This window comes from Nonomuraea sp. 3N208 (assembly GCF_052245935.1).
In the GTDB taxonomy this organism is placed as follows: Bacteria; Actinomycetota; Actinomycetes; order Streptosporangiales; family Streptosporangiaceae; genus Nonomuraea.
Window position 1 is genome coordinate 50,122 of record NZ_JBQQBR010000051.1, and the last position, 24,135, is coordinate 74,256.

Annotated in this window: 25 protein-coding genes and 1 pseudogene; 12 read left to right on the forward strand and 14 right to left on the reverse strand. The window is 71.2% G+C overall.

The features are described from left to right. Positions 1–197 precede the first annotated feature (197 nt). Positions 198–1,925, forward strand: coding sequence for a tachylectin-related carbohydrate-binding protein (locus ACTWPT_RS49750; protein WP_443184571.1), 1,728 nt, complete (start codon positions 198–200; stop codon positions 1,923–1,925). Positions 1,926–2,021: 96 nt separating this feature from the next. Here the strand turns inward: ACTWPT_RS49750 and ACTWPT_RS49755 are convergent, their stop codons facing one another. The 4 genes and pseudogenes from ACTWPT_RS49755 to ACTWPT_RS49770 form a co-directional block, all read right to left on the reverse strand. Further along, entirely contained in the window at positions 2,022–2,402 is a 381-nt protein-coding gene (locus ACTWPT_RS49755; RefSeq protein WP_443184572.1) for a hypothetical protein, read from the reverse strand. 169 nt (positions 2,403–2,571) lie between these two features. Beyond that, positions 2,572–3,540, reverse strand: a complete 969-nt coding sequence (add, locus tag ACTWPT_RS49760; protein WP_443184573.1) for an adenosine deaminase — start codon at positions 3,538–3,540, stop codon at positions 2,572–2,574. A 43-nt stretch (positions 3,541–3,583) separates the two neighbouring features. Beyond that, positions 3,584–4,351, reverse strand: a complete 768-nt coding sequence (locus tag ACTWPT_RS49765) for a class I SAM-dependent DNA methyltransferase (RefSeq protein WP_443184574.1) — start codon at positions 4,349–4,351, stop codon at positions 3,584–3,586. 187 nt (positions 4,352–4,538) lie between these two features. Beyond that, a pseudogene (locus tag ACTWPT_RS49770) lies at positions 4,539–5,489 on the reverse strand (RNA polymerase sigma factor); the annotation flags it as partial. Between the two features lie 142 nt (positions 5,490–5,631). Between ACTWPT_RS49770 and ACTWPT_RS49775 the strand changes: the two are divergent. Beyond that, entirely contained in the window at positions 5,632–6,297 is a 666-nt protein-coding gene (locus ACTWPT_RS49775; protein WP_443184575.1) for a TetR/AcrR family transcriptional regulator, read from the forward strand. Between the two features lie 199 nt (positions 6,298–6,496). On the opposite strand, the gene ACTWPT_RS49780 is transcribed toward ACTWPT_RS49775, so the two are convergent. From ACTWPT_RS49780 to ACTWPT_RS49800, 5 genes are read right to left on the reverse strand one after another with little or no spacing between them, the layout of a single operon-like run. Beyond that, positions 6,497–6,814, reverse strand: a complete 318-nt coding sequence (locus ACTWPT_RS49780; protein WP_443184576.1) for a hypothetical protein — start codon at positions 6,812–6,814, stop codon at positions 6,497–6,499. Then, the gene (locus ACTWPT_RS49785; protein WP_443184577.1) at positions 6,751–7,869 is read right to left on the reverse strand and encodes a winged helix DNA-binding domain-containing protein; all 1,119 of its coding nucleotides are present in this window, start codon (positions 7,867–7,869) and stop codon (positions 6,751–6,753) included. The genes ACTWPT_RS49780 and ACTWPT_RS49785 overlap by 64 nt, the downstream gene beginning before the upstream one ends. A gap of 49 nt (positions 7,870–7,918) precedes the next feature. Next, complete coding sequence (locus ACTWPT_RS49790; protein WP_443184578.1) at positions 7,919–9,349, reverse strand: WS/DGAT/MGAT family O-acyltransferase; 1,431 nt, start codon at positions 9,347–9,349, stop codon at positions 7,919–7,921. Positions 9,350–9,374: 25 nt separating this feature from the next. Then, positions 9,375–10,238, reverse strand: a complete 864-nt coding sequence (locus tag ACTWPT_RS49795; RefSeq protein WP_443184579.1) for a winged helix DNA-binding domain-containing protein — start codon at positions 10,236–10,238, stop codon at positions 9,375–9,377. Between the two features lie 58 nt (positions 10,239–10,296). Further along, positions 10,297–10,467: a hypothetical protein gene (locus ACTWPT_RS49800; protein WP_443184580.1), complete on the reverse strand. Its 171-nt coding sequence runs from the start codon at positions 10,465–10,467 to the stop codon at positions 10,297–10,299. Between the two features lie 9 nt (positions 10,468–10,476). Between ACTWPT_RS49800 and ACTWPT_RS49805 the strand changes: the two genes are divergently transcribed. Together ACTWPT_RS49805 and ACTWPT_RS49810 are read left to right on the forward strand one after the other, a co-directional pair. Beyond that, the gene (locus ACTWPT_RS49805; protein ID WP_443184581.1) at positions 10,477–11,664 is read left to right on the forward strand and encodes a cysteine desulfurase-like protein; all 1,188 of its coding nucleotides are present in this window, start codon (positions 10,477–10,479) and stop codon (positions 11,662–11,664) included. After that, positions 11,661–12,632: a tyrosine-type recombinase/integrase gene (locus ACTWPT_RS49810; protein WP_443184582.1), complete on the forward strand. Its 972-nt coding sequence runs from the start codon at positions 11,661–11,663 to the stop codon at positions 12,630–12,632. Before ACTWPT_RS49805 ends, ACTWPT_RS49810 begins: the two co-directional genes overlap by 4 nt. Positions 12,633–12,748: 116 nt before the next feature. Here the strand turns inward: ACTWPT_RS49810 and ACTWPT_RS49815 are convergent, their stop codons facing one another. Next, positions 12,749–13,357: a TetR/AcrR family transcriptional regulator gene (locus ACTWPT_RS49815; protein ID WP_443184583.1), complete on the reverse strand. Its 609-nt coding sequence runs from the start codon at positions 13,355–13,357 to the stop codon at positions 12,749–12,751. Between the two features lie 67 nt (positions 13,358–13,424). On the opposite strand from ACTWPT_RS49815, the gene ACTWPT_RS49820 reads away from it, so the two are divergent. The 5 genes from ACTWPT_RS49820 (at position 13,425) to ACTWPT_RS49840 (ending at position 17,793) form a co-directional block, all read left to right on the forward strand. Then, a complete protein-coding gene (locus ACTWPT_RS49820) occupies positions 13,425–15,467 on the forward strand; it encodes a HelD family protein (RefSeq protein WP_443184584.1) in 2,043 nt (680 codons plus the stop codon). A 74-nt stretch (positions 15,468–15,541) separates the two neighbouring features. Further along, positions 15,542–15,838 carry a hypothetical protein gene (locus ACTWPT_RS49825; protein WP_443184585.1) on the forward strand — a complete coding sequence of 99 codons (297 nt, stop codon included), beginning with the start codon at positions 15,542–15,544 and terminating at the stop codon, positions 15,836–15,838. A gap of 80 nt (positions 15,839–15,918) precedes the next feature. Beyond that, positions 15,919–16,263: a YciI family protein gene (locus tag ACTWPT_RS49830; RefSeq protein WP_443184586.1), complete on the forward strand. Its 345-nt coding sequence runs from the start codon at positions 15,919–15,921 to the stop codon at positions 16,261–16,263. After that, entirely contained in the window at positions 16,260–16,592 is a 333-nt protein-coding gene (locus ACTWPT_RS49835) for a YciI family protein (protein WP_443184587.1), read from the forward strand. Before ACTWPT_RS49830 ends, ACTWPT_RS49835 begins: the two co-directional genes overlap by 4 nt. A gap of 16 nt (positions 16,593–16,608) precedes the next feature. Next, entirely contained in the window at positions 16,609–17,793 is a 1,185-nt protein-coding gene (locus ACTWPT_RS49840; protein ID WP_443184588.1) for an RNA polymerase sigma factor, read from the forward strand. A 66-nt stretch (positions 17,794–17,859) separates the two neighbouring features. On the opposite strand, the gene ACTWPT_RS49845 is transcribed toward ACTWPT_RS49840, so the two are convergent. From ACTWPT_RS49845 to ACTWPT_RS49860, 4 genes are read right to left on the reverse strand one after another with little or no spacing between them, the layout of a single operon-like run. After that, on the reverse strand, positions 17,860–19,053 hold the full coding sequence (locus ACTWPT_RS49845) for an ABC transporter permease (RefSeq protein ID WP_443184589.1): 1,194 nt from the start codon (positions 19,051–19,053) through the stop codon (positions 17,860–17,862). Beyond that, the gene (locus ACTWPT_RS49850; RefSeq protein ID WP_443184590.1) at positions 19,050–19,802 is read right to left on the reverse strand and encodes an ABC transporter ATP-binding protein; all 753 of its coding nucleotides are present in this window, start codon (positions 19,800–19,802) and stop codon (positions 19,050–19,052) included. The genes ACTWPT_RS49845 and ACTWPT_RS49850 overlap by 4 nt, the downstream gene beginning before the upstream one ends. Beyond that, positions 19,799–20,857, reverse strand: coding sequence for an efflux RND transporter periplasmic adaptor subunit (locus ACTWPT_RS49855; RefSeq protein ID WP_443184591.1), 1,059 nt, complete (start codon positions 20,855–20,857; stop codon positions 19,799–19,801). Before ACTWPT_RS49855 ends, ACTWPT_RS49850 begins: the two co-directional genes overlap by 4 nt. Further along, positions 20,854–21,399, reverse strand: a complete 546-nt coding sequence (locus ACTWPT_RS49860) for a hypothetical protein (protein WP_443184592.1) — start codon at positions 21,397–21,399, stop codon at positions 20,854–20,856. Before ACTWPT_RS49860 ends, ACTWPT_RS49855 begins: the two co-directional genes overlap by 4 nt. 139 nt (positions 21,400–21,538) lie before the next feature. On the opposite strand from ACTWPT_RS49860, the gene ACTWPT_RS49865 reads away from it, so the two are divergent. The 3 genes from ACTWPT_RS49865 to ACTWPT_RS49875 are packed head-to-tail and all read left to right on the forward strand — an operon-like array spanning position 21,539 to position 24,028. Beyond that, positions 21,539–22,189, forward strand: a complete 651-nt coding sequence (locus ACTWPT_RS49865; protein ID WP_443184593.1) for a response regulator transcription factor — start codon at positions 21,539–21,541, stop codon at positions 22,187–22,189. Next, positions 22,186–23,385: a sensor histidine kinase gene (locus ACTWPT_RS49870; RefSeq protein WP_443184594.1), complete on the forward strand. Its 1,200-nt coding sequence runs from the start codon at positions 22,186–22,188 to the stop codon at positions 23,383–23,385. Before ACTWPT_RS49865 ends, ACTWPT_RS49870 begins: the two co-directional genes overlap by 4 nt. 43 nt (positions 23,386–23,428) lie before the next feature. Next, the gene (locus ACTWPT_RS49875) at positions 23,429–24,028 is read left to right on the forward strand and encodes an NUDIX hydrolase (protein ID WP_443184595.1); all 600 of its coding nucleotides are present in this window, start codon (positions 23,429–23,431) and stop codon (positions 24,026–24,028) included. The last annotated feature ends 107 nt before the right edge of the window (positions 24,029–24,135 follow it).

Consider the following 24,135-nt stretch of genomic DNA (forward strand, 5'->3'; position numbering starts at 1 on the left):
GGAGGACGTCTTCCTCTGAGATCACGAAAATGACAGCCGTAAAGTGGCTCGCATTCGACACCGCCGCCTATCCTCGCTGGTGAATGACCGGCCGTCTGCAGTCGTAGGGGTTCTTCCCCGGGCTGCAAGCGAGACAGGAAACGACTGCTTCGCGGCGGTCTGATCGAGACCGTAAGCTCATCGGAGTCAGCCCAGCTATGACCGTAGTTCGTAGACGTGTCGGGGCCGCGGTAGGTGCGGCCGTGCTGGGCACCGCGTTGCTGGTCTCGATGCCGATGCGACAGACATCAGCCGCATCCCTGGTGACCTGCCGGCCCACGGTTCCGCTCTACGCTGTCGATCAGGGCGGCGACTTGAAATGGTACGGCCATCGGGACGGCGTCGGCGGAGCCGCATCGTGGGCTCCTGGTAGCGGCAGGAAGGTCGGCCATGGGTGGGGGCACTTCGTCTCGATCGTCTCCGGCGGGGACGGCGTGATCTATGCGGTCGACCGATCTGGTTACCTGCGGTGGTATCGGCACCTCGGCGCGGCGACCGGCGCCGAGCAGTGGGCGCCCGGCTCCGGCAGGGTGATCGGACACGGCTGGGGCGGCTTCGCCGACGTGACAAGCGACGGCTCGGGCGTGCTCTACGCCCTGGACGGGCAAGGAAACCTGCACTGGTACCGGCACCTGTCGCCGGTGCAAGGGGGCAGCGACTGGGTCGCGGGCAGCGGCAAGGTCATCCGCTCCGGATGGAAGGCGATCAGGCAACTGATGGCCGGACACGACGGTGTGCTATTCGGCGTCAACTCCAAAGGACACATGCGGTGGTACCGCCACGCCGGCCCTGGAGGCGGCGGTACGTCCTTCAGCACCGGCAGCGGGCTGGTGACCGGTGAAGGCTGGAGCGGCTACCGCCACTCGACCAGCGCCGGTGCCGGAGTCTTCTACACGGTGGATCCGAGCGGCAAGCTTTGGTGGGAACGGCACGCCGACCCGCGGGCAGGCGCACCCGTGTGGCAGACGCGCCGCCAGGTGGCCGGCGGCTGGAGCGGCTTCACCATCGTGTTCGCGGGCAGTGCCTCGTGTTCGGCCGATTCCTATACCGGCTACGCCACCGGCAAGCATGGACAGACGATCTACTACAAGGACGGGCGGGCAGCCGCGGTGCTCACTCCCGGCGCGCGTACCGCGATTCTGTACGGCTCGCCACGCAGGTTCACCGAAAGCACCACTGACGCCACCGTCTCGACCAGGGCATGGGTGCGCCTGCTCCCGAAGCCCTGGACGCCGTCGGCCGACTGGGCATACTCATGGCTGTCCGCCAACGTCGGCAGCGCCCGGGACGATCTGCTCGAGATCGCCACGCAGTACATCACGGGGGCACGCAACCTGACCAAGGACGGGCTGCGATACGCCGGCGGTGCCCGCTACGGCCCGGTCGGGGAGGACGGCCTCCTCGAGGGGTCGGACTTCAACGACTACCTGGGTCTGGATTGGAAGTACGGCGAAAGGGTGGATCGGGCCGAGTCCGAGCAGAAGGGTGCGCTCGACTGTTCGGGATTCGTCCGGATGGTGTACGGCTACCGCAGCGGTTACCCGTTGGAGATCGGCACACCGACAGGCACCGCTCTGCCACGACGAGCCGTGCAGATGCACTCCTCCGCCCCTGGCGTGACCGTGGCCGACGGCGGCGCCGCCAAGCCCGGCTCCTACGCCGACCTGCAGCCGGGTGACCTGCTGTTCTGGGATGCCAGCACCGATGACGGCGCCGACATCGACCATGTGGGCATCTACCTGGGCATCGACTCTGACGGCAAGCACCGGTTCCTGTCCAGCCGCAAGATCGTCGACGGCCCGACCCTGGGCGATCGGGGAGGGCCGTCGCTTCTCGACGACGCCAAGCTCTATGACCGATCTTGGCGTGCGGCCAAGCGCCTCTGACCACGGCGCTGCCACGTCCGGAACGTGAGCGAGGCCCCGCCGGCTCATCCTCACAGAACTCCACCGCGATCCGTCAGGCCCGCGAGTAGCGGGTCCTCAGAACCGGACGGGATGGAGAGCCGAGCCGGGGACGAGGGCCAGGAAGACACAGAACACCAGAAACAGGCCCAGGGTCAGAGCGCGCCGCCGCCACGAGATGCGCGGCGCGGTCACCAAAGCGGCGAACGGATACGCGAGCACGCCGATCAGCACGACCACCGTGCCTACGCTCCCCTCGGCGAGCTCCCAGACAGGCAACAGAAAGAACGGGGCCGCGAGGGCGACGAGCCACGCCGGTCGCACGCACAGGAGTCGCAGCAGCGGCCAGGCGAGGACGAACGCGACCCAGCGCCCCGACTCCCACGCCTCAACGGCCAGGCCGACGCAGCCGAAATGACCGCATTGCGTGTCGTCGGCCAGGGCTAGCACGAGAAGCATCCATCCAAAGTTGATGAACGGAAGGATGGCTCCGACCAGCCCGGCGCGGACCAGTCGCAAGGACAGCCCCTTATCCGCGGGCGACGGGAGTGCCGTTGATGGACCCACATCAGCAAGCGTGCGGCACCGCAATATCGCCTACTGCGCGCCTTCATCACGATTGGCGAACTCAGTGCTCGGCTGACTCCGGCGCCCCATGATCGAGCCAAACGTTCACTTCGGTCCGGAGGCGGGCCTTGAGGGCCTCGGGGGCGAAGGACGCGTTGATCGAGGCCATGGCCAGATCGGCCAGGTCGTGGTCGTCGTAGCCGAAGACGTCGCGCAGCCGGGCGTACTCGTCCGCGAGCGCCGTCTCCCCGTCGCTGTTTACGGTGACCGCGAGCCCGGCAGCCCGCAGCCGCGGCAGCGGGTGGGCGGCGAGCGAGGGGACGAACCCGAGCAGGACGTTGGACGTGGGGCAGACCTCCAGCGGGATCCCGCGCTCACGCACCTCCGCCACCAGCGTGTCGTCGTCGAGCACTCGGATGCCGTGCCCGAGGCGCTCGGCGTGCCCCAGGTCGAGGGCCTCGCGGATGCTGGCCGCCCCGGCCGCCTCCCCCGCGTGGTGCGTCAGGCGCAGTCCCGCGTCCCTGGCGGCGTCGCACACCTCCGCGAACGGGGCAAGCGGGTGGGCCTCGTCGCCGGCCAGCCCGAGGCCGATCACAGCGTCGTAGCGGGTGGCCAGTTTCAGCGTGCGCCACAGCCGCTCGACCGGCCGGCGCCTGGAGTGGTCGAGCAGCACCCGCCACTCGATCCCGTATCTGGCCCCGCCCTCGGCCAGCCCGTCGAGCACCGCCTCCAGCGGCATCTCCGGCGCCCCCAGCCGCTCGCCGTGGGAGGCGGCGGTGAAGGTCACCTCCACGTAGCGAGTGCCCTGTGCGGCCTCGTCCTCGCAGAACTCCACCGCGATCCGCCTGAAGTGCTCGGCCGTGCGCAGTAGCTCCCGCACCCGGGCACGCGCGTCGCCGAACTCCCTGAAGCTCCGGAAGCCGTTCTCGGGCTCGCGCGATCCGCCCAGCTCGCGCACGGTCTGCGGGCGTACGGTGCTTTCGAGGTGAACGTGTAGGTGGGCCTTGGGCAGTGACCGTACGTCTCTCACGCCCCAACCTTAGGAACCCGCCCCACCCGTGCGCACTCCCTTTTCACGAGGCGGTCTTCTTGGTGAGGCGGATCTTGGACTGCTTGTGCGGCAGTCGCTCCCAGTCCTCCATGAACGTCGCCGTGAATCCGTGCTTCTCGGCCAGGGCCGCGAGCGTCTCGGTGCGGTAGTAGAAGTCCTCGCGCAGGACCTGGTGCTCCCTGCCTTCGGTCCGGTCGAAGGTGAAGTCGAACCAGGCGTTCGGCTTCATGATGCGGCCCACGTGCGCGAAGCACTCCTCGATGACGTGCAGCGGCGAGTGCGAGAAGACGCTGTGCGCGTGCACGACGTCGAAATGCCGGTCGGGCAGGAAGGCGAAACGCAGATCGCGCACCGGAGTCAGATACGGCAGTTTGTCGCGCAGACCATGCCGGACGATCGTGTCCTGTGCCGCCATGAGGATGTCGGGCGAGATGTCGATTCCGTAGTAGTTCCCACTGTGCAGGTAGTCGATGAACAAATGGCCGGCGCGCAGGTTGCCGCAGCCGATTTCCAGCATGCGGCATTCCGGCTTGAGCCCGTGTTCGACGAGGTAGTCGAATTGCATGCGACCGAGCGCCAGCCAGCGTTTGTGGGTGTGCGAGCCGACCGCACCTTCGGGGTCGCGCGCGGTGTCGGACTTCATGACCGCCCGGTAGTAGGCGACGTGGTCGCGGGTACGCAGCAGAAACCACGTGTCACGGGCCAGCCGCCGCAGGTGGGGCACGATCTTGTGGGGATGCTTGAACGCGTAGGCCGCCTGGTGGACGACGCTGGAGCGGGTGCGTTTCACCCTTGGGAATCTAAGCCAGCCGCCATGCCGGTCAAAGGCCCAATGCGACACTCTTGGGTTTTCGTTTGCGCAGCCTTTCTCCCGACCAGCGGACATTCCCCTCCAGGATCGCCCAGCATGGTGCCGCCACCCCCGTTGTGCGGCACCCGGGCATACGACGGATAATCGGCCCAATAACCGGCGGAGATCAGCTGAGATAGTCGCGCAGCGCCAGCGAGCGCGACGGGTGGCGGAGCTTGGACATGGTCTTGGCCTCGATCTGCCTGATGCGTTCGCGGGTGACGCCGTAGACCTTGCCGATCTCGTCCAGTGTCCTCGGCTGGCCGTCGGCCAGGCCGTAGCGCAGGCTGATCACCCCCGCCTCCCGCTCGGAGAGCTGGTCGAGCAGGGCGTTCAGCTGCTGCTGGAGCAGGGTGAACGAGACCGCGTCGGCCGGGGAGACGGCCTCGGTGTCCTCGATGAGGTCGCCGAACTCGCTGTCGCCCTCCTCGCCCAGGGGCGTGCTCAGGGAGACCGGCTCGCGGCCGTAGCCCTGGACCTCGACCACCCGCGCCACCTCCAGGTCGGTCTCCACGGCGATCTCCTCGGGGGTGGGCTCGCGGCCTAGGTCACTCTGCAGGCGGCGGTGCACCCGCGCCACCTTGTTGATCAGCTCCACCATGTGGACGGGGATGCGGATCGTACGTGCCTGGTCGGCCATGGCCCGGGTGATGGCCTGCTTGATCCACCAGGTCGCGTACGTAGAGAACTTGAAGCCGAGCCGGTAGTCGAACTTCTCGATCGTCCGGATCAGGCCCAGATTGCCCTCCTGGATCAGGTCCAGGAAGAGCATGCCACGGCCGGTGTAGCGCTTGGCGATGGAGACGACCAGCCGCAGGTTGGCCTCCAGCATGCGACGCTTGGCACGCGTGCCGTCGTCGACGATCCACCGCAGGTCGGCACGCAGGTCGGCGGGCAACCCCGGCTCGGTTTCGAGCCGTTCTCTGGCGAACAGGCCGGCCTCGATGCGCTTGGCCAGGTCGATCTCCTGCTCGGCGGTGAGCAGCGGGACGCGCCCGATCTCCTTCAGGTATGCCTTGACCGAGTCCGCGCCAACGGCCCCGCCGCCGTCGGCAGTGTTGTCGTCCAGTTCGAGAACCTCTGCTGCTTCGGACAAAACTCACTCCTCGCTCGCGTTGGATGGACGCACTAAACTTGGGTCGCACCTAACTTTAGGTTGAACCTTCGCCTTGGTCAACCTAAAATCAGGTCGGACCTAAAATTCATGGAAGACTGTGGCTATGAGCATCGACACCTTGGGCTTGCGGGAACAGAAGAAGCGAGAGACCAGGCAGGCCATCTCTGACCACGCTACCCAACTGTTCCTGCAACGTGGCTTCGACCGGACGACGATCGCCGACATCGCCGCCGCGGCCAGGGTGGCGAAGATGACGGTGACGAACTACTTCCCCCGCAAGGAGGACCTGGCGCTCGACCACCACGAGGTCTTTGCGGCGGGGCTGGCCGAGGCCGTAGCGGGGCGCGGGCCGGACGAGTCGGCGCTGGGGGCGGTGCGGCGGACGTATTTGGCGGCGCTGGAGCGGCGCGATCCGGTCATCGGCTTCACGGGGCGGGATTTCGCCCGGATGATCGCCGACAGCCCGACGCTGGTCGCCCGCTTGCGCGACCTCCATGACCAGCGCGAAGAAGCCCTCGCGACCCGGCTCGCCACCGAACCGGCCTCCTCTCATGAGGCTCTCCACCCCGCCGACGACAAGGGCCACCGGCTCACCGCGCGGGCCGTGGCCGCGCAGCTCGCGGCGGCGGATCGGCTGCTCTTCCGCGAGTTGCAGAGCCGCACCCTGGCCGGCGAGAGCGACGACACGATCGCCGCCGCCCTCGCCGAAACCGCCCAGCACGTCTTCGCCCTGCTGGAACCGGCCATCGGCGAGTACGCGCGCCGCTGACCCGCCATGCCGAGAACGCGGCTCCGGGGATGACGGCACACGGGCGTGGCCGTCGACCCGTCCGCCCTTGTCCCACACCCCGCCCTCGGCTTTTGAGCGCCCCGCGCCGCGGCGGTGCGTGGGCCCATGACACAGCAGGGCGCGGGCCGAATCACCGGTGGAGCAGGCGGCACAGGAGCCTCCGGAAACCCGTCTCGCCTCAGCGGCCCAGGCTCTCGACGTAGGTCGCCGCCTCCGCCATCAGCCGCCGCCACACCAGCTCGTCCGGCTCCCGTAACGCGATCCATTCCCGCATCTGCCGTGACCCCATCCGCACGACCTCGGCCGTCCCCTCCCCCACCAGCTCCCCGGCCCGGGCGGCGGGCAGTTTGAGCACGACCCGGTCCCGGGAAAAGAACGCGTAGACCTTCCCCGCGACCTTGAGCCCGTCCGCGTGGAGCATGCGCCCCATGCTCACGTCGGGCCTGGCGAGGTGCTCGGCGACCAGGTCGTCGTAGAGCTCCTGGGCGGTAGCCATGCGATGCTCCCTTCCTCGACACCCGCGAAGGCCATCAGGCGCGCCGCCTCGGCGGCCAGCTCCTCCATCACGCCGTCGGACAGCGGATGGAAGGGCTCGACCGTCAGCACGCCGCCCTTAAGGTCCCACATGCCACCGACAGTTCCGTCGACGAGGAAGGTGGGGTAGATGACCGCGCCCACGCACACCGCCTTGCGTTGCTCGGCGGTCATCAGCCGGCCGCGGTCGGCGTAGGCGACGATGAGGTTGTCGAACCAGGGCAGGAATCGTACGGGAGCGGGCACGTCCTCCTCGGCGAGCGGCGCATCGGGCACGTCGTAGAGGACTTGACCCTCGGCGTCCTGATATTTCCGTAAGTGGGGCATGCCTTCCACGACCGCCCGCAGCCGCGTCAGCCCCGACCACATTTGCACGTCCATCACGCTCGCCGGCCCGTACGCGGCCAGATACCGCTCCACCAGCCGCTCGATCGGGACCGTGCCGTCCAGCGGCCGCCCCAGCCACTCCTCGGCCAGCGTGAACGGCGTGGCCCCGCCCTTCCCCCAGATCCCGTTGGGCGGTGTGTGCACGATCGGCACCAGCGCCTGTGCCGACCAGCTCAGCGCCATGGGATCCGCCTCGGGCCACCGTTCCCGCAGCAGGTCGCGCAGCTGCGGGCGGGTGAGCGTACGCCCGGCCAGGTGCTCGCGCGCCAGCCGGGCGAGCTCCTCCAGATCCACCTCGCGCGTCGCCCGCCCGAAGGCCGCCTGTCTGGTCCTGGAAAGGATCACCTGCACGAGCGGCCGGATCCACACGTAGTCGTCTGCCAGCGCCAGGTGCTGGGTCCCGCGGAGCAACGATCCGCGTACCACCTGCTTGCCGTACAGCAGCGAGGCCAGGTCGTCCTGGGTGAAGGCGGCCAGGCGCGTCCACAGCCCGATGTACGGCGCGTCGATCTCTTGCCCCTGTACCGCGACCAGCCGCTCGATGGCCTGAACGGGCTTCATGTCTGCGCGGCGCAACAGGAGCTGACGGTCGAGCGTGGTGCGGTTGAGCACCCGGCGATTCAGGATCATGTGGCCAGCCTAGGAATTAACGCGGCAAGGTTCTTTCCGCGATACAAGGTCAGTGTGGCAAGGTCGCCTCGGCGTCGCGGAGTTCCTCGAGGGCGTCGCGCAGGTGCCGGGTCAGCTCCCAGGCGTCCGGGATCATCCGCCGGTCGGTGACGACGCCGATGTCGAGCGAGCCGTCGTACGAGAACGCGGTGATGTTGACGCCGCCGCTCACGTCCGTGATCACCGAGACCGGGTAGTGGGACAGCAGCCGCCCGCCGCACACGTACAGGGGGAACTGGGGGCCCGGCACGTTCGAGACGATGACGTTGATCGGCGGCATGGTCTCCCCCACCAGCCCGAACGCCGACCTCGACGCCAGCCCCATGAGCGCGGCCGGCATCGACTCGCTGAACTCGCGCAGCCACCGCGCGGGCGCCAGCGAGAACCTGTCCTTGATCCGGTGCATGGCCTGCCGCACCTGGTGCAGCCGGGCGACGGGATCGGCGACGTGCACCGCGAGCGGCGCCGTCATGATCGCCACCTGGTTGCCGCGCCCCTCGACGCCTGCTTCCCGCAGCGAGAACGGCACCCCCGCCACCAGCGGCCGGCTCGGCAGGCTGCCGTGCGCGGCCAGCCACCTGCGCAGCGCGCCCGCGCACACGGCCATGACCACGTCGTTGACCGTGACCCCGAACGCCTTGCGCACCTGCTTGATCTCCTCAAGCGGCAGCGACACGAACGCGAAGCGGCGGTGCTGGGACACGGGGCCGCTGAACGGGGTCCTGGGCGCGGGCAGCGGCGGCAGCTCCGGCGCCTGCCCGGAGCCTGCGAGCTTGCGGGCGAGCCCGGAGACGAGATGGCTGCCCGGGATCCGGGATACGACGGGGATCTCGTCCAGGTGCGGCACCGCCCGGGCCGCGAACCGCACCGCCTGGGCGGGGTTGAGCGCCAGCCTGGCCAGCCCGCGCGCCATCATCTCCGCCGGGCCGGGCGGCGGCGCGTCCCGCTCGGGCGCGACCGCGGGCGGCGGCGCGGGCTCGGGGCTGGTGTCGAGCAGCGCGGCCAGCACGTCGGCGCCGCCGATCCCGTCCACGGCCGCATGATGGATCTTGGTGTAAAGACCCATACGGCCGCCGGACAGGCCGTGGATCAGGTAGATCTCCCACAGCGGGCGGCCGCGGTCGAGGCGGCGGGCGTGCAGGCGGGAGACCTGCTCGGCGAGCTGCCGGTCGTCGCCGGGCGGCGGCAGGCCGATCTCGCGTACGTGGTAGTCGAGATCGAGATCGTCCTCCTGCTCCCAGTACGGGTGGTCGAGACCGAACGGCACCTGGGCCAGCTTGCGCCGCAGGGCGGGCACGTACGGGAGCCGGCGTTCGAGCAGGTCCTGCAGGTCGGCGCGGTTGAGGTCGCCATCGAGGATGGCGAGGCCGGCGATGTTGGCCACGTTCGTCGCGGTCTCGAAATGGAGAAACTGGGCGTCCAGGGCGGAAAGCTGGGGCATGGGGGACACCTCCGCCCCGAACCAATCAGACTCCGCCCATCTCTTCAAGGTCCGTCACTTCAAGGGACAGCACGCTCGCCTCCGGCTCGGCGAACGCCAGCAGCCGCAGCGCCTCCTCCTCGAGCTGCTCCAGCGGCGTCGGGACGAACGGGCTGACGAGCAGCCTGGCCTTCTTGCCCGAGCGCTTGATCTGCCAGGTGCCGGCCGCGAACCCGTCGACCAGGTAGACGGCCCTGACTCGCAGGTTCTTGGTGGTGACCCGGCCTTTGTGCTCATCGGCGACCACGCGGGTGCGGTCGGCGTGGCCGAGGACGAGTGTGTCGAAGTCGGGCAGGAACCGTACGGGTGCGGGCACGTCCCCGCCCGGCCTGGGCGCGCCGGGCAGATCGAACAGTTCCTTCCCGTCGGGTCCGGCGAGCCGGTCAAGGTCCATCCCGGACATGACCCGCCTGAGGCCGCCCAGCCCCGACCACGTCTGCATGTCGGCGGGGGTGGCGGGGCCGAAGGCGGCCAGGTACCGCTCGACCAGCGTCTCCAGGCCGGCCGGGTCGAGTCGCATGCCAGGCAGCCCGAACGCCGACTCGCGCGGGTAGCTCCACGGGTCCTCGGTCGGCACCATGACCAGCGGCGTCAGCATGCGGACCGCGTACCCCAGAGCCCGGTCGTAGGCGTCGGGGAACTCCTCCTGCAGTCGCGGCCGGAGCTCGTTGAACGTCATGGGCCCCGCGGCCAGCAGCCGGTCGGCGGCGGCCACGACCACGTCGAAGTCGATCTCGTCGAAGCGGCGTGCGGCGGCGGCCAGCATGGGCGTGAGCAACGGCCGGAACGCCGCGAAGTCGGCGGCCGTCACCAGGTGCAGCGTGGCGCGCCACATGGTGGCGCGCACCACCGTGCGGGCGTGCAGTGCCGCATGCAGCTGATCCGGCTCGAACTCCTCCCTTTCGCACCTAGATCAACCACTCGACGAAGTCCCCGCGAAACGCGACCAGCGGCGGCCGCGGCTCCTGCGCCTGCAGCCCGGCCAGCCGGTGCACGACGTCCCCCACGTCGCCCTTGTGGCGTTCGAGGAGATGCTGCCGGGCCAAGGTGGCACGGTTGAGGTCGCGGAGGTTGAGCATCTACATATCATGCCTTTCCCCATTAATTCGGTGCGCGCCTGTTACCCCGCTCTGACCGACGGCTACGCCTACCTCGACGGAGCGGCCGGCACGCAAACCCCCCGATCCGTGATCGAGGCCATCTCCGACGCCTACCGCAGCGGGATCGGCAACGTGGGCGGCGCCTTCTCTGCCAGCCACCGCTCCGACGCCATCGTGGCGGCCTGCCGCGCGGCCGTGGCCGACCTGGTCGGCGGCGACCCCGGCGGCGTGATCCTCGGCCCGAACATGACCACCCTGACCTACAACCTGGCCAGGGCGATCGTCGGGCCGGGCGACGAGGTGGTGGTCTCCAGGCTCGACCACGACGCGAACGTCCGCCCCTGGACCCAGACCGGCGCGGCCGTCCGCTGGGCCGAGGTTGACCCGGTGACCGGGGAGCTCCCGGTCGAGCAGTACGCGGACCTGATCGGCGCGCGTACCCGGGTGGTGGCGGTGACGGCGGCCAGCAACGTCCTCGGCACGCGCCCTGACGTGCCCGCGATCGCCGAGCTGGCGCATCGGGCCGGCGCGCTGATGTACGTGGACGGCGTGCACGCCACCCCGCACGGCCCGGTGGACATGCGCGCGCTGGGCGCCGACTTCTACGCCACCAGCGCCTACAAGTGGTCGGGCCCGCACATCGGCGCGGTGGTTGCCGACCCGGCGCTGCTGGAGACCCTCCGGCCGGACAAGCTGGCCTCGTCGCCGGACACGGTGCCGCAGCGGTTCGAGCGGGGCACCGCGGCGTTCGCCGACCTGGAAGGGGTGACAGCGGCCGTCGACCACCTGGCGGCCATGGTCCCAGGCGCCGGCACCCGCCGCGAGCGCCTGCTCGCCTCGATGACGGCGGCGGAGGAGCACGAGCTGGAGCTGTTCGCGGTGCTGCTGGCGGGGCTGGAAACGATGCCGCACGTCACCGTGTACGGCAAGCCGGCCAGGCGCACCGCCACCGCGTACTTCACCGTGGCCGGGCACACGCCGCGCCAGGTGGCCGAGCACCTGGCCGGGCTGCGGGTGAACGTCTGGAACGGGCACAACTACGCCTGGGAGCTGACCGGCGCGCTCGGCATCCGCGACTCGGGCGGCGCGGTACGCGCCGGGCTGGTCCACTACAACGACCGTTCGGACGTGGACCGGCTGCTCGAAGGCGTCGAGGCCCTAAGATCGTCGGGGTGAGCCTGCCTGCCGTACCTGATCTGGCGGCGCCGCCGGTCGAGCCGGCGCGCGATCCGTACCACGTCTACCTCGACTCGCTCACCAGCCCGGAGTCGCGCCGCACCATGCGCGGCTGCCTCGACCGGCTGGCCCGCCTGCTCACCGGCGACGCGACCGCCACGGGCGCGGGGCAGCCGTGGCATTTGCTGCGGTACGAGCACACGGTGCGCATCCGTACGATGCTCACCGATCAGGGGTGGTCGGCGGCGTACGTCAACAAGCACCTGGTGGCGCTGCGGCGGGTGCTGAAGGAGGCGTGGCGGCTGGGGCAGACCAGCGCGGAGGATTTCGCCCGCGCCTCCGACCTGGCTCCGGTACGGCAGAGCCGGCTGCCGGTCGGGCACCACGTGCCGCCGGAGGTGGTCGGCGCAGCCCTGTCCGTGTGCGACGACTCGCCTGCCGGGGTGCGTGACGCGGCGCTGATCGCCGTGTTGTACTCCACCGGTTGCCGGCGGGCCGAGTTGGGCGGGCTGGTGCTGGCCGACTACGATCCCGGCGCGCGGTCGTTGCGGGTGCGCGGCAAGCGGGACAAGGAGCGCCTGGTCTATCTGACCACCGACGCGATCGGGCTGGTCGAGCGGTGGCTGGCGGTCCGCGGGGCCATGCCGGGAGCATTGTTCAGCCCGATCAGCAAGGCGGGGCGGGTGCGGGTGCGCGACGGCCGTCCGGTGGGGCTGACCGGGCAGGGCATCGCCGACATCCTGGCGCGGCGGCTCGGGGCGGCCGGGGCGGCGCGGCGTACGGCGCACGACTTCCGGCGCACGTTCATCGGCGAACTGCTGGACGCGGGGGTGGACCTGGCCACGGCGCAGGCCCTGGTCGGCCATTCGTCCCCGGCCACCACGGCCCGCTACGACCGCCGCCCGGAACGCGCCCGCCGCGACGCCGTCGACCGCCTCCGCCTCCCCACCCCCCGCCCTCTCGCCTGACCCCGCCTGGCCCGGGCGCGAGCAGCGCTCACCGCGGTGCGCACGATGGCGCCCGTGCCCGGCATGCCGCCGAACAGCGGCGTGACGAGGTTGGGTGTGAAGGCCGATGCGAGCAGTCAGCCCGTACCGGCTGAAAGCAGCGTGAACGCCCGCTCGGCAGCGCGGACCGCCTCCGGCTCCACCTCTCGCAGCGGCCGGCCTTCGGCCAGGAGCTGCCAGTTACGCCGGGCCAGCACCCGCTGCGCGGCCAGCACCTGCGCGGCGAGCAGGGCGGCGGTCAGGTCGTCCAGGCTCTCCCCCAGCGCCTCGGCAAGCGCTTGCTCGTCACTCGACACATACCGGACCACCCGCGCCGCCAGACTCGGCGTCGAGAACACCATTCGATGAAAGGCGATCACCACGGGATGGTCGTTGAGCCCGGTGACAGGGTCGTGCCTGGCCAGCCCGTCCAGGAAGTGGCGGCGCAGCGCCTCCAGCGGCGCCTCCCCCGCGACCCGCCCCCGGACCACGCGGGCCGCCTCGCCCTCATGGTCGGCGATCCGGTGCAGGACCAGGTCCTCTTTGGCCGGGAAGTACTTGAACAACGTCGGCTTCGACACCCCTGCCGCCGCTGCGATCTCCGTCACGGGCACCTCGTCGAAGCCGCGCTCCAGGAAGAGCGCGATCGCCGCCGTGGAGATGGCCTCGCGCACGCGCTGCCGCTGGAGCTCCCGAAGTCCCGCCATGAGCACACCCTACCAAAGTGTTAACCTGGTTAATCTCTTAACCGAGTTAACGCTTTCGGGAGGTGTGATGGGGACGCTCGACGACGAGCGGCAGTACGTCGAACGTTGCAAGGCGGGGCTGCGCAGGATGCTGGAGGGCGCCAGAACCAACGTGATCGTCGGTGAGACCGTGGCCGGCGACCGTTACTCCGCCGAGCGGCTGGGACGCTACCTCAAGAGCCTGGCCAAGGAGCTGAGCGAGGAGCCGGAAGGGCCGCCGTTCTTCGGCCGGCTGGACTTCGGGCAGGGCTCGGCCGAGCACCGGGGGCGCACGTACCACATCGGCAGGCGGCACATCACCGGTGAGCACGGCGGCCCGCCCATGGTGATCGACTGGCGGGCGCCGGTCTCGCGGGCGTTCTACCGGGCCGGCGCCCGCGACCCCCAGGGCGTCGCGGTACGCCGCCGCTTCGGCTGGTCCGGCACCAGACTCACGTCGTACGAGGACGAACGACTCGAACAGGGCGAGGAGGGCGAGAGCCGGATCCTCGCCGCCGAGATCGAACGCCCCCGCGTCGGCCCCATGCGCGACATCGTCGCCACCATCCAGCCCGAGCAGGACGACCTCGTACGCGCCGAGCTGGACACCTCGATCTGCGTACAGGGCGCGCCGGGCACCGGCAAGACCGCGGTCGGCCTGCACCGGGCCGCCTACCTGCTGTACGCGCACCGCCGCCGGCTCGAACGCAGCGGCGTGCTGGTGCTCGGCCCGAACCGGGCCTTCCTCGGCTACATCTCCGCCGTGCTGCCCGCGCTCGGCGAGGTGGACGTCGAGCAGACCACGCTGGAGCGGCTGCTGGCCCGGGGCAGACTCCCAGGCCCCGTCTCCGCCGTGGACAGCGAGGCGGCCGCGGTCGTCAAGCACGACGTCCGCATGGCCGAGGTGCTGCGGAGGGCCTTGTACGGGCGGATCGGCAAGCCGGTCGAGCCCGTCGTGGTGGCCGACGGCTCCTACCGGTGGCGGGTCCGCGAGGACGAGCTGCGCCGCATCGTGGACGACGCGCGGCGCGAGTCCCTCCCGTACGGCGTGGGGCGGGAGCGGGTGCGGGCCCGGGTGGTGTCCTCCATCCGGCGCCAGGCCGAGGCCCGGGGGCTGACCGCGAACGCGGCCTGGACCCGCAGGACCGGCCGCGCCGTGACCCCGGCGCTGGACGCGGTGTGGCCGCCCGTCAAACCGGAGGAGGTGCTGTACGAACTCCTCCGGGGCCCCGCCACCCCCACACTCGACCCGGCCGACGGCGGGGTGGCGGGGCTCGGAGGGTGGGATCCGGCGGCGGGCGTGCTGACGGACGTGGAGCGGACGGCCATCACCTGGGCCAAGCCGCCTCGCAGCGTCAAGAGCGCCAAGTGGACCCCGGCCGACCTGGTCCTGCTCGATGAGCTCGCCGCCCTGATCGAGCGCCCGCGCGGGTACGGCCACATCATCGTCGACGAGGCCCAGGACCTGTCCCCCATGGAGTGCCGCGCCGTGGCCAGGCGCAGCGAGCACGGCTCGCTCACCGTGCTCGGCGACCTGGCCCAGGGCACCACCCCGTGGGCGGCCACGTCCTGGCCGGAGCGGATGGCGCTGCTGGGCCGGCCGGAGGGCGAGGTCATCGCGCTGACGACCGGCTTCCGCGTGCCGGGCGCGGTCGTCGAGCTGGCCAACACGCTCCTGGTCGCCCTGGCCGTGGACGTCCCCGCGACCCGCTCGTACCGCTCGGACGGCCGGCTCCGGGTGACGAACGTGACGAGCCTGGAGAAGGGGGTGACCGCGGCGGCACGCGAGGCGCTCGGGTTCGAGGGGTCGGTCGGGGTGATCGCGGCGGACGCCGCCGTCGAGGCGCTGACGTCCGCCCTGTGGAATGACGGCCTCGATGTCGGCGGGCGGCTGAGCGTGCTGCCCGCGTCGCTGGCCAAGGGCCTGGAGTACGACCACGTCATCGTGGCCGAGCCCGCGGCCATCGCCGAGGCCGAGCGGCGCGGCCTGAACCGGCTCTACGTCGCACTCACCCGGGCGGTCTCCCGCCTCGACGTCATCCACGCGCGCCCGCTCCCGGCGCCGCTGACGAGCCCGGAACAACCCTCCTGAAATGGGCGGATGCGGCTCGACAGGGTGGCCCGCTCCGGTGTGTGATGTGGTTCCCCCTCCGAGAGGAGCCGTCCGTGACCTCGCCCGAGGACTCGCCCCGAGGCGACGATCGGCACGCCGGCGCGCCGCGGCAGCCGCGTCCTCCCTCTGGTCAACGGGCCGTTGATCAGGTGCTGTCGATCGTCGGATTCGTCTGCGCGGCCGTGGCCGTGCTGTTCACCCCGGTCCTGTTCGGCCTGGCCGGCATCGTGCTGGGCATCGTCGGCCATGCGAGGGGCGAGCCTCTGGGCAAGTGGGCCGCCGTGGCGGCCGGCGTGGGCATGGTCATCGGCACGGCCCTCAGCTTCGCCCTCGAGAGCATCGTGTCCTGATTTCTCGGAAGATCTTCCCTGGAGGTGTCGATTCCGGCCCCGGGTCGTGCGTCATGGTTGCGACCCAAGAGGAGGAAACCATGAAATACGTGCTCTTCGTCTTTGGAGACGAACGCCCCTGGGCGGAGGCGGGGCCGGAGGAGCGCAAGCGCGTCTACGAGAAGTGGGGCGAATACGACCGGTTCCTGAGGGAGCGGGGCGCGGCGGTGGCGGGCAACGAGCTGGCCCACTCCTCGACCGCCACCACGATCAGGAAGGACGGGGACCGGTTCCTCGTCACCGACGGCCCTTACGCCGAAACCGTCGAGCAGATCTCGGGCTATTTCGTGGTCGAGGCCGCGGATCTGGATGAGGCGGTCGAGCTGGCCGCCGCGATGCCGTCCGACGTGGAGATCCGCCCCGTTCCCGCCGAGGAGGCGTCGTGAGGTACGTCCTGCTCATGTACGGCGACGAGAGCGACTGGGCGGGGCCGGCCGGGCGGCGGTACGCCGCCCACGACGCCTTCATCGAGCTGCTCAAGTCGCGTGGCGCCTACGTGGACGGGGAGGAGGTGAACGGTCCGCGCCGGGCGGTCACCCTGCGCAAGGAGTCCGGAGAGGTGCTGCGCACGGATGGGCCGTTCGCCGAGACGGCCGAACAGGTGGGCGGCTTCTACCTGATCGAGGCCCGCGACCTGGACGAGGCGATCGAGCTGGCCAAGCAGTGCCCGGAGCGGATCGTCGAGGTGCGGCCGGTGGTGGAGTTCACCGGATGATGGGGGCAGGGGGCGGATGAACGCGGTCGAGCAGGCGTACCGGCAGCAGTGGGCGCGCCTGCTCGCCCTGCTCGCGGCCGAGCTGCGCGATCTGGACCTGGCCGAAGAGGCGCTGCAGGACGCGTTCACCGCGGCGGTCTCGGCGTGGCCGCCGGTGCCGGACAACCCTCCGGCGTGGCTGCTCACGGCGGCGCGCCGGCGGGCGGTGGACCGGTTGCGGCGGGCGGAGGTGGCGGCGCGGAAGCTGCCGCTGCTGATCGTCGAAGAGGGGCCGGCTCCGCCCGACGACCGGCTGCGGCTGATCTTCACCTGCTGCCATCCGGCGCTGTCGATGGAGGCCAGGGTGGCGTTGACGCTGCGCTGCGTGGGCGGTCTCACCACGCGGCAGATCGCGCGCATGTTCCTGGTGAGCGAGGCGACCATGGCGGCCCGGCTGACTCGCGCCAAGAAGAAGATCAGTCACGCGGGCATCCCGTACCGGGTGCCGTCGGGCGCGGAGTTGGAGGAGCGCCGCGACGGCGTGCTGGCCGTCATCTACCTGATCTTCACGGAGGGGTACGCCGCGACCGAGGGCGAGCGACTGATCCGCGAAGAGCCGGCCGCCGAGGCCATCGCCCTGGCCCGGATGCTGGCCGAGCTGATGCCCACCGACACCGAGGTACGCGCCCTGCTGGCGCTGATGCTGCTGCACCACGCCCGCAGGGACGCCCGCATGGACGCCGATGGCCGGCTCGTCCGCCTGCCCGATCAGGACCGTTCGCTGTGGCGGCAGGACGAGATCGCCGAGGGCCTGGCCGTCCTGACTCCGGGCCCGCCCGGCCCGTACCTGCTGCAGGCCGCCATCGCCGCCGAGCACGCCGCGGCCGCCCGCCCGCAGGACACGGACTGGGCCGAGATCGCCGAGCTGTACGAGCTGCTGGAGCTGCTGACGGGCTCGGCCGTGGTGCGGCTGAACCGGGCCGTCGCCGTGGCGGAGGCGTACGGGCCCGGACGCGGCCTCGACCTGCTCGCCGGCCTGGACGACGCGTTGCCCCGGCACCACCTCCTGCCGGCGACCCGCGCCGACCTGCTGACCCGCCTGGGCCGCATGGAGGAGGCGGTGGCGGAGTACGGCCGGGCGCTGGACCTGGTGGGGACCACGCCGGAGCGCGAGTTCCTGCGCTCCCGGCACGCCACGGCCCAGGAGGCACTCGGCCGGTAGCCCCCGAGGCGTAGCGGCGGCCAGTCCCGCGACAGGGCGGTCAGCCGGAGGGGTCAGCCCGCGCGGTCAGGTCGTCGCGAGGGCGACCGTGGGCGACATGCGGGCCGCCCGCATGGCCGGGTAAATGCCCGCCACCGTCCCGATGACGAGCGTCGCCGCGACCGCGCCGCCGATCGCCCACGGCGGCACCACCGGCGGCCAGTCCCGCGTCAGTGCGTACCCGGTGGTGGCCAGCGCGCCGAGCGCCGCACCCACCACCCCGCCGAGCCCCGACAGCAGCAGCGACTCCGACAGGAACTGCAGCCGCACCTGCCCCCGGGTGGCGCCGAGGGAGCGGCGCAGGCCGATCTCCTTACGGCGTTCGAGCACCGAGATGACCATGGTGTTGGCCACACCCACCCCGCCCACGAGTAGCGCGACCGCGCCCAGCCCGAGCAGCAGGTTGGTGAAGGCGCCCGCGGCGGCGGCCTTGGCGGCCAGCGCGTCGGACGGCCTGCTGACCGAGACCTCCTCCGGGTTGGCCGGGTTGACGGTGCGCGGCAGCACCGACCGCACCGACTCCACGGACTCGTCGGAGGAGCGTTCGTAGATGGTCGTCGGGTAGCCGTCGAACCCGAGCAGTTCCCCGGCGGCCGGGAACCCGACGAGGGCGGAGCGTTCGATCTCCGGCGCGAGCGGCATCGGCCCGAGTATCCCGATCACGGTGAACCAGCGCCCGCCCATCCACACCTGCACGCCGGTCCTGGCCAGGCCGAGCCGCTCGGCCGCCGCGGAGCCGAGCACGACGGCCGGCTGCCGGGCGGTGGCGTCGTTCAGCCAGGCGCCCTTGACCACGGCGCCCTCCAGCGTGGCGAGCAGGCCGGTGCTGGCCGCCTGCACGGAGATGCCGCCGGTGTTCGACTCGGGGATGTGGTTGGTGCGCCGTACGCTGGCCTCCACGCTGCCGGTGGCGGCCGCCGTGCTGACCGGGCCTATGCGCTGGACCATGGCCAGCGCGGTGGTGGGCAGCTTGGCGTCCTCGCCGAACATGGTCCGGCCCGGGGTGACGGTCAGCAGGTTGGTGCCGAGCTTGTCGAGCTGGCGCAGGAGCTGCTCGCGGGAGGACGACGAGATCCCGATCACCGCGATCATGGTGGCGATGCCGATGGCGATGCCGAGCGCGGAAAGGATCACCCGGGTGGGGCGGGCCCGCAGCCCGGCCGCGCCGACCCGCAGCACGTCGCCCGGGCTGAGCCGTCCCGGGGCGAGCCGTTCCCTCATGAGTGACCGCCCTTCAGCAGCGCGACCGGTCCCCGGTTGTCGTGGTCGTGGCCGTCGACGATCAGGCCGTCACGCAGGCGTACCTGGCGGTGGCACCAGCCGGCGATCTCGGCGTCGTGGGTGATGACGGCGATCGTGGTGCCGGACTCGTGCAGGTCGGCGAGGACGGCCAGCACGTCGGCCCCGGCCGAGGAGTCCAGGTTGCCGGTGGGCTCGTCGGCCAGCAGCAGCGGCGGATCCCCGGCCACCGCGCGGGCCACGGCGACCCGCTGCTGCTCGCCGCCGGACAGCTGCGACGGCTTGTGCCGCAGCCGGTGGCCGAGCCCGACGCGCTCCAGCGCCGCGGCGGCGCGGTCGCGGCGGAGGCGGCGGCCGGTGCCGGTGTAGAGCAGGCCGTCGGCCACGTTGTCCAGCGCGCTGACGCCGGGCGCCAGGTGGAACTGCTGGAAGACGAACCCCATGTAGCGCGAGCGCAGCGCGGACAGCTCGCGGTCCGACAGGGCGGCGATGTCGTGGCCGGCGACGTGCACGGTGCCGGTGGTGGGCCGGTCGAGCGTGCCGATCATGTGGAGCATGGTCGATTTGCCGGAGCCTGACGGCCCGACGATGGCCAGCAGCTCGCCGCCGGCGACGGTCAGGTCCACCCCGCGCAGGGCGTGCACGTCGCCGGGGTAGGTCTTGGTCACCCCGGCCAATTCCACGAGTCCGGTCATGGGGCCGGTCATCGGGCCGGTCATCGGACGGGTCATCGGGCGGGCACCCCGACCTTCATGCCCTCGGCCAGCCCTGTGCCCTGGACCTCCACCATCCCGCCGCCGAACGCCCCGGTCTCCACCGCCACGATCCTGGTGGCCGCCCCCTCGACGACCTCGACTCCGAACCCGCCCTCGCGCAGCGCCAGCAGCGCCTCCACGGGCACGGCCAGCACGTTCTCGTGCCGCTCGCTCTGCATCTCCACGTCGACCGGCGCCTGGTCCAGCTTGGTCTTCGGCGCCTTGGCCAGCGTGATGTCGACGTCGATGGTCGTGCTCGCGTCTTGGTCCTGGCCGGAGTTCTCGGCGACCGTGCCGACCGACGTGATCGTGCCGCTCGCCTGCTCGCCGCCGGGCAACGTCACGGTGACCTTGGCGCCCTTGCGGGCCAGCGCCTGGTCGCCGGTGTCGAGGTCCACGTGCACGAGCCGGCGGATGCCGCTGACCGTGAGCGCCTGCTGCCCCGGCGCGGTCTTGGCGCCGACCTCGGCCTTGGCCTCGATGACGCGGACGGCGGCAGGCTGGAACACCACCTGGGCGGCGTCCACCTGCCCGGTCTCGGCCAGCCCACGATCCTCCTGCCACTCCTTGACGGCCTGCTCGGTGGCGTCGCTGAAGTGGTCGTCCACCGTCAGATAGTCGCCGTAGCCGAGTGCTTTGAGGTTGCGTTCGAGCTGCTCCACGTCGGGGCCGTCGGACATGCCGCGCTGCAGGGTCCGGTACAGGGGCAGCTTGCCGTACATCAGCACCAGCGGCTTGCGGTCGACCCTGAGCAGCGGGCGGCCGCGGCGGATCACCGTGCCCTGGCGCGCGACCCACGTCACGGTGCCGGAGGCGCCGGAGCCGAGCTGCCGCTCGCCCGCGTACGTGAGCGAGCCGCTCACGGTCTTGGTCTCCACTAGGTCCTGCCTGGTGATCTCGGCGGTGGCCGGCACCGGCGACGCGGTCGGCGCGGCGGCGCCGGTGCCGGCGTCGCTCATGACCGCCACCGCGGTCCACGTGGCGGCGACCGCCAGGACGGCGCCGCCGCCCAGCAGGAGGCCCTTGCTCACGGCTTGCCCCCGCTGTCGCCGTCCCTGCCCTTGCCGCCTGGCGCATGCTGCTCGCAGGCCTTGTGCGCGGCGTCCATCTTCTCCTTCGAGCCGCCCTTCATCCTGATGCGCATCGGCTCGCCCGGCTTGGGGTCGGGCATGTCGATCCCCTGTTCCCGCATGCACTGCGCGAACTTGACCATCTGGTCGTAGTCCTCCGCGCTGGGTTTCTCGCCCTCCGGGATGGCGGACTCCATGAGGTGCTCGCACGCCTTGTGCGCCTTCTCGGCCTTCTCCGGGGTCACGCCCCGAGGGAGGCTGATCTCGAAGTTGCCCCCGTCCACCTTGGGGTCGGGCATGTCGATGCCATGCTCGCGCATGCACTTGGCGAACTTCAGCGCCGCCTCCTGCGGGTCCGCTTTGGCCGACGGGGAGGCCGTGGGGCCGGCGGACGTGACGCCGCCGTTCGCGCTGGCGACGCCGTCGTCCTTGGCCGCCGCGCCGCCGCACGCGGCCAGCGCCAGCATGAGGGGGACGACGACCAGTAACAGCCTTTTGTTCATGGCTTTGGCTCCTTCGCGCCACGGGTCCTTCGCCCGAGGCGCGGCCCTACTCCAGCCCACCGGGTGCTAAAACCGGATAAGCCCTTACCCGCGGCTAACACGTGATCCGTCACGCTCGTGGCCGAGGAAAGGGGCGGCGATGCGGGTGCTTGTCGTCGAGGACGAGGAACGGCTGGCGGACGCGGTCGCGCACGGGCTCAGGCTGCACGCGATCGCCGTGGACGTGGCCTACGACGGGCAGGACGCCCTCGACATGGCCGCGTACGTCGACTACGACGTGGTCGTGCTCGACCGGGACCTGCCCGAGGTGCACGGCGACGACGTGTGCCGGCGGCTGCGCGAGAACGGGGGCGGCCGGGTGCTCATGCTGACGGCGGCGGGGCAGATCCGCGACAAGGTCGACGGGCTGGCGCTGGGCGCGGACGACTACCTGGTCAAGCCGTTCGCGTTCGCCGAGTTGGTGGCCAGGGTCAGGGCGCTGGCCAGGCGCGCGCCGCGCGCGGCGACGCCGGCGCTGGAGCGGGCCGGGATCACGCTGGACCCGGCCCGCCGCACGGTCACCAGGGACGGGCGGACGGTGTCGCTGAACCGCAAGGAGTTCGACGTGCTGCGCACACTGCTGTCGGCGGACGGCGAGCTGGTCACCTCCGGCGAGCTGCGTAAGAGCGTGTGGGACGAGTACGCCGACGCCGGCACCGGCGCGCTGCGGGTCACGATCACGTCGTTGCGCAAGAAGCTCGGCGTCCCTCCGGCGATCCAGAACGTGCCGGGCAAGGGGTACCGGCTGTGATCTCGTGGTGGCAGAGCAGGCGATTGCGGCTGCGGCTCACGCTGCTGTACGGCGGGCTGTTCTTCGTGGCCGGGTCGCTGCTGCTGTGGATCACGTATCTGATCACGGCGCAGGCGATGGAGCAGGAGTTCGTCGCCGCGATCGGCAGCGCCCCGCATCCTGGGGAGGCGCTGCTGCCTGGAGGGGCACCGCCTCCGGACGTCAGGGTCGTCAAGTTCGCCGGCGACATCGAGACGCGGGCGGAAAGCGTGCTCGGCCAGCTCGTGCGCTGGTCGTTGCTCGCGCTGATCGCCGTAGGGGTCACTGCCCTGTTGCTCGGGTACGCGGTCGCGGACCGGGCGCTGCGGCCGCTGGACCAGGTGACGGAGACGGCGCAGCGGCTGTCGGAGAGCACGCTGCACGAGCGGATCGGGCTGCGCGGCCCGCCGGACGAGGTCAAGCGCCTGGCCGACACGTTCGACGCCATGCTGGACCGGCTGCACCGGGTGTTCGAAGGACAGCGGCGCTTCATCGCCAACGCCTCGCACGAGCTGCGCACGCCGCTGGCGATCAACCGTACGGTGCTGGAGGTGTCGCTGGAGGAGCCGGCGACCTCGGCGGACCTCAAGGCGCTGGCCAGGGCGCTGCTGGGCACCAACGCCCGCTACGAGCGGCTCATCGAGGGATTGCTGCTGCTCGCGCAGTCGGAGCAGGAGCTGACCACGCGCCGGCCGGTGGACCTGGAGCAGGTCGTGCGCGCGGTGCTGGAGCAGATCGACCTGCAGTCCCGCAAGCGGCCCGTCACGCTGCACCAGGACCTGCGGCCCGTGCTCGTCGAAGGTGATCCGCTGTTCCTGGAGCGGTGCGTGTTCAACCTGCTGGAGAACGCCACCAAGTACAACGTGCGCGACGGCGAGATCTGGCTCGAGCTGCGGCGGGATCGCGGGTCCGCGGTGATCACGGTGGAGAACACCGGGCCTCCGGTGCCGCCGTACGAGGTGGACGACCTGTTCGAGCCGTTCAGCCCCCGTGCAACTACCACACAGAGAGCAACCGCCGAGACGAAGTCCCCGCGAATTTACGCGACCAGCGGAGCAGGGCTGGGGTTGTCGATCGTCCGGGCCATCGTGGCGGCGCACGGCGGCGAGGTCAGGGCGGTGGCACGGCAGGAGGGCGGGCTGCGGGTCACCGTAGCGCTGCCGTACGGGCCGCCCTGAGCCCTGCAACGGCGCGGCAAGAGCACCGTGAGATCCTGAGAACGTGCTGTCGTCGCCCATTGACGCGCTGCGTGCGCAGATCACCGCCCGGCTGGCCGCCTTCGACCGACGCGAGGTACCGCCCGCCGGAGGGATACGCCGGGCCGCCGTCACCGTGTGCGTGCTGGAGGACACCGAGAGCGTCCCGTACACGGTGGTGATCAAGCGCGCGCCGCGCGGGCGCAACCCCGGGCAGTGGGCGCTGCCCGGCGGCCGGCTGGACGACGGTGAGCTGCCGGTCGAGGCAGCGCTGCGGGAGCTGGCCGAGGAGATCGGCGTCATCGGGGTGGAGGTGGCCGGGCTGCTCGACGACTTCGTCACCGACTCGGGATTCGTGATCACGCCGGTGGTGGCGTTCGGCGGCCGGCAGGAGCCGGTGGCCGACCCGCGCGAGGTGGCCTCGTTGCACGCGGTGCCGCTGGAGCGGTTCCTGGCGCCCGGGGTGCCGCGCTGGGAGGGCGAGTTGCTGCAGATGCCGCTGGGGCCGTCGATCGTGATCCACGCGCCGACGGGGGCCATCTTGTGGCAGTTCGCCGAGGTGGCGCTGCGTGGCCGCGAGCAGCGGGTCTTCGACGTGGCTCAGCCGCACTGGACCAGAACGTGACCGAATTCTTGGGGTCGGATGGAATAGCACCCCCTGGATGTCCGTTAGCATCGAGTGGCCGATGTGGTTAGTGTCCCCCGGGCCGCAAATTACCGCCTTCACGGAAT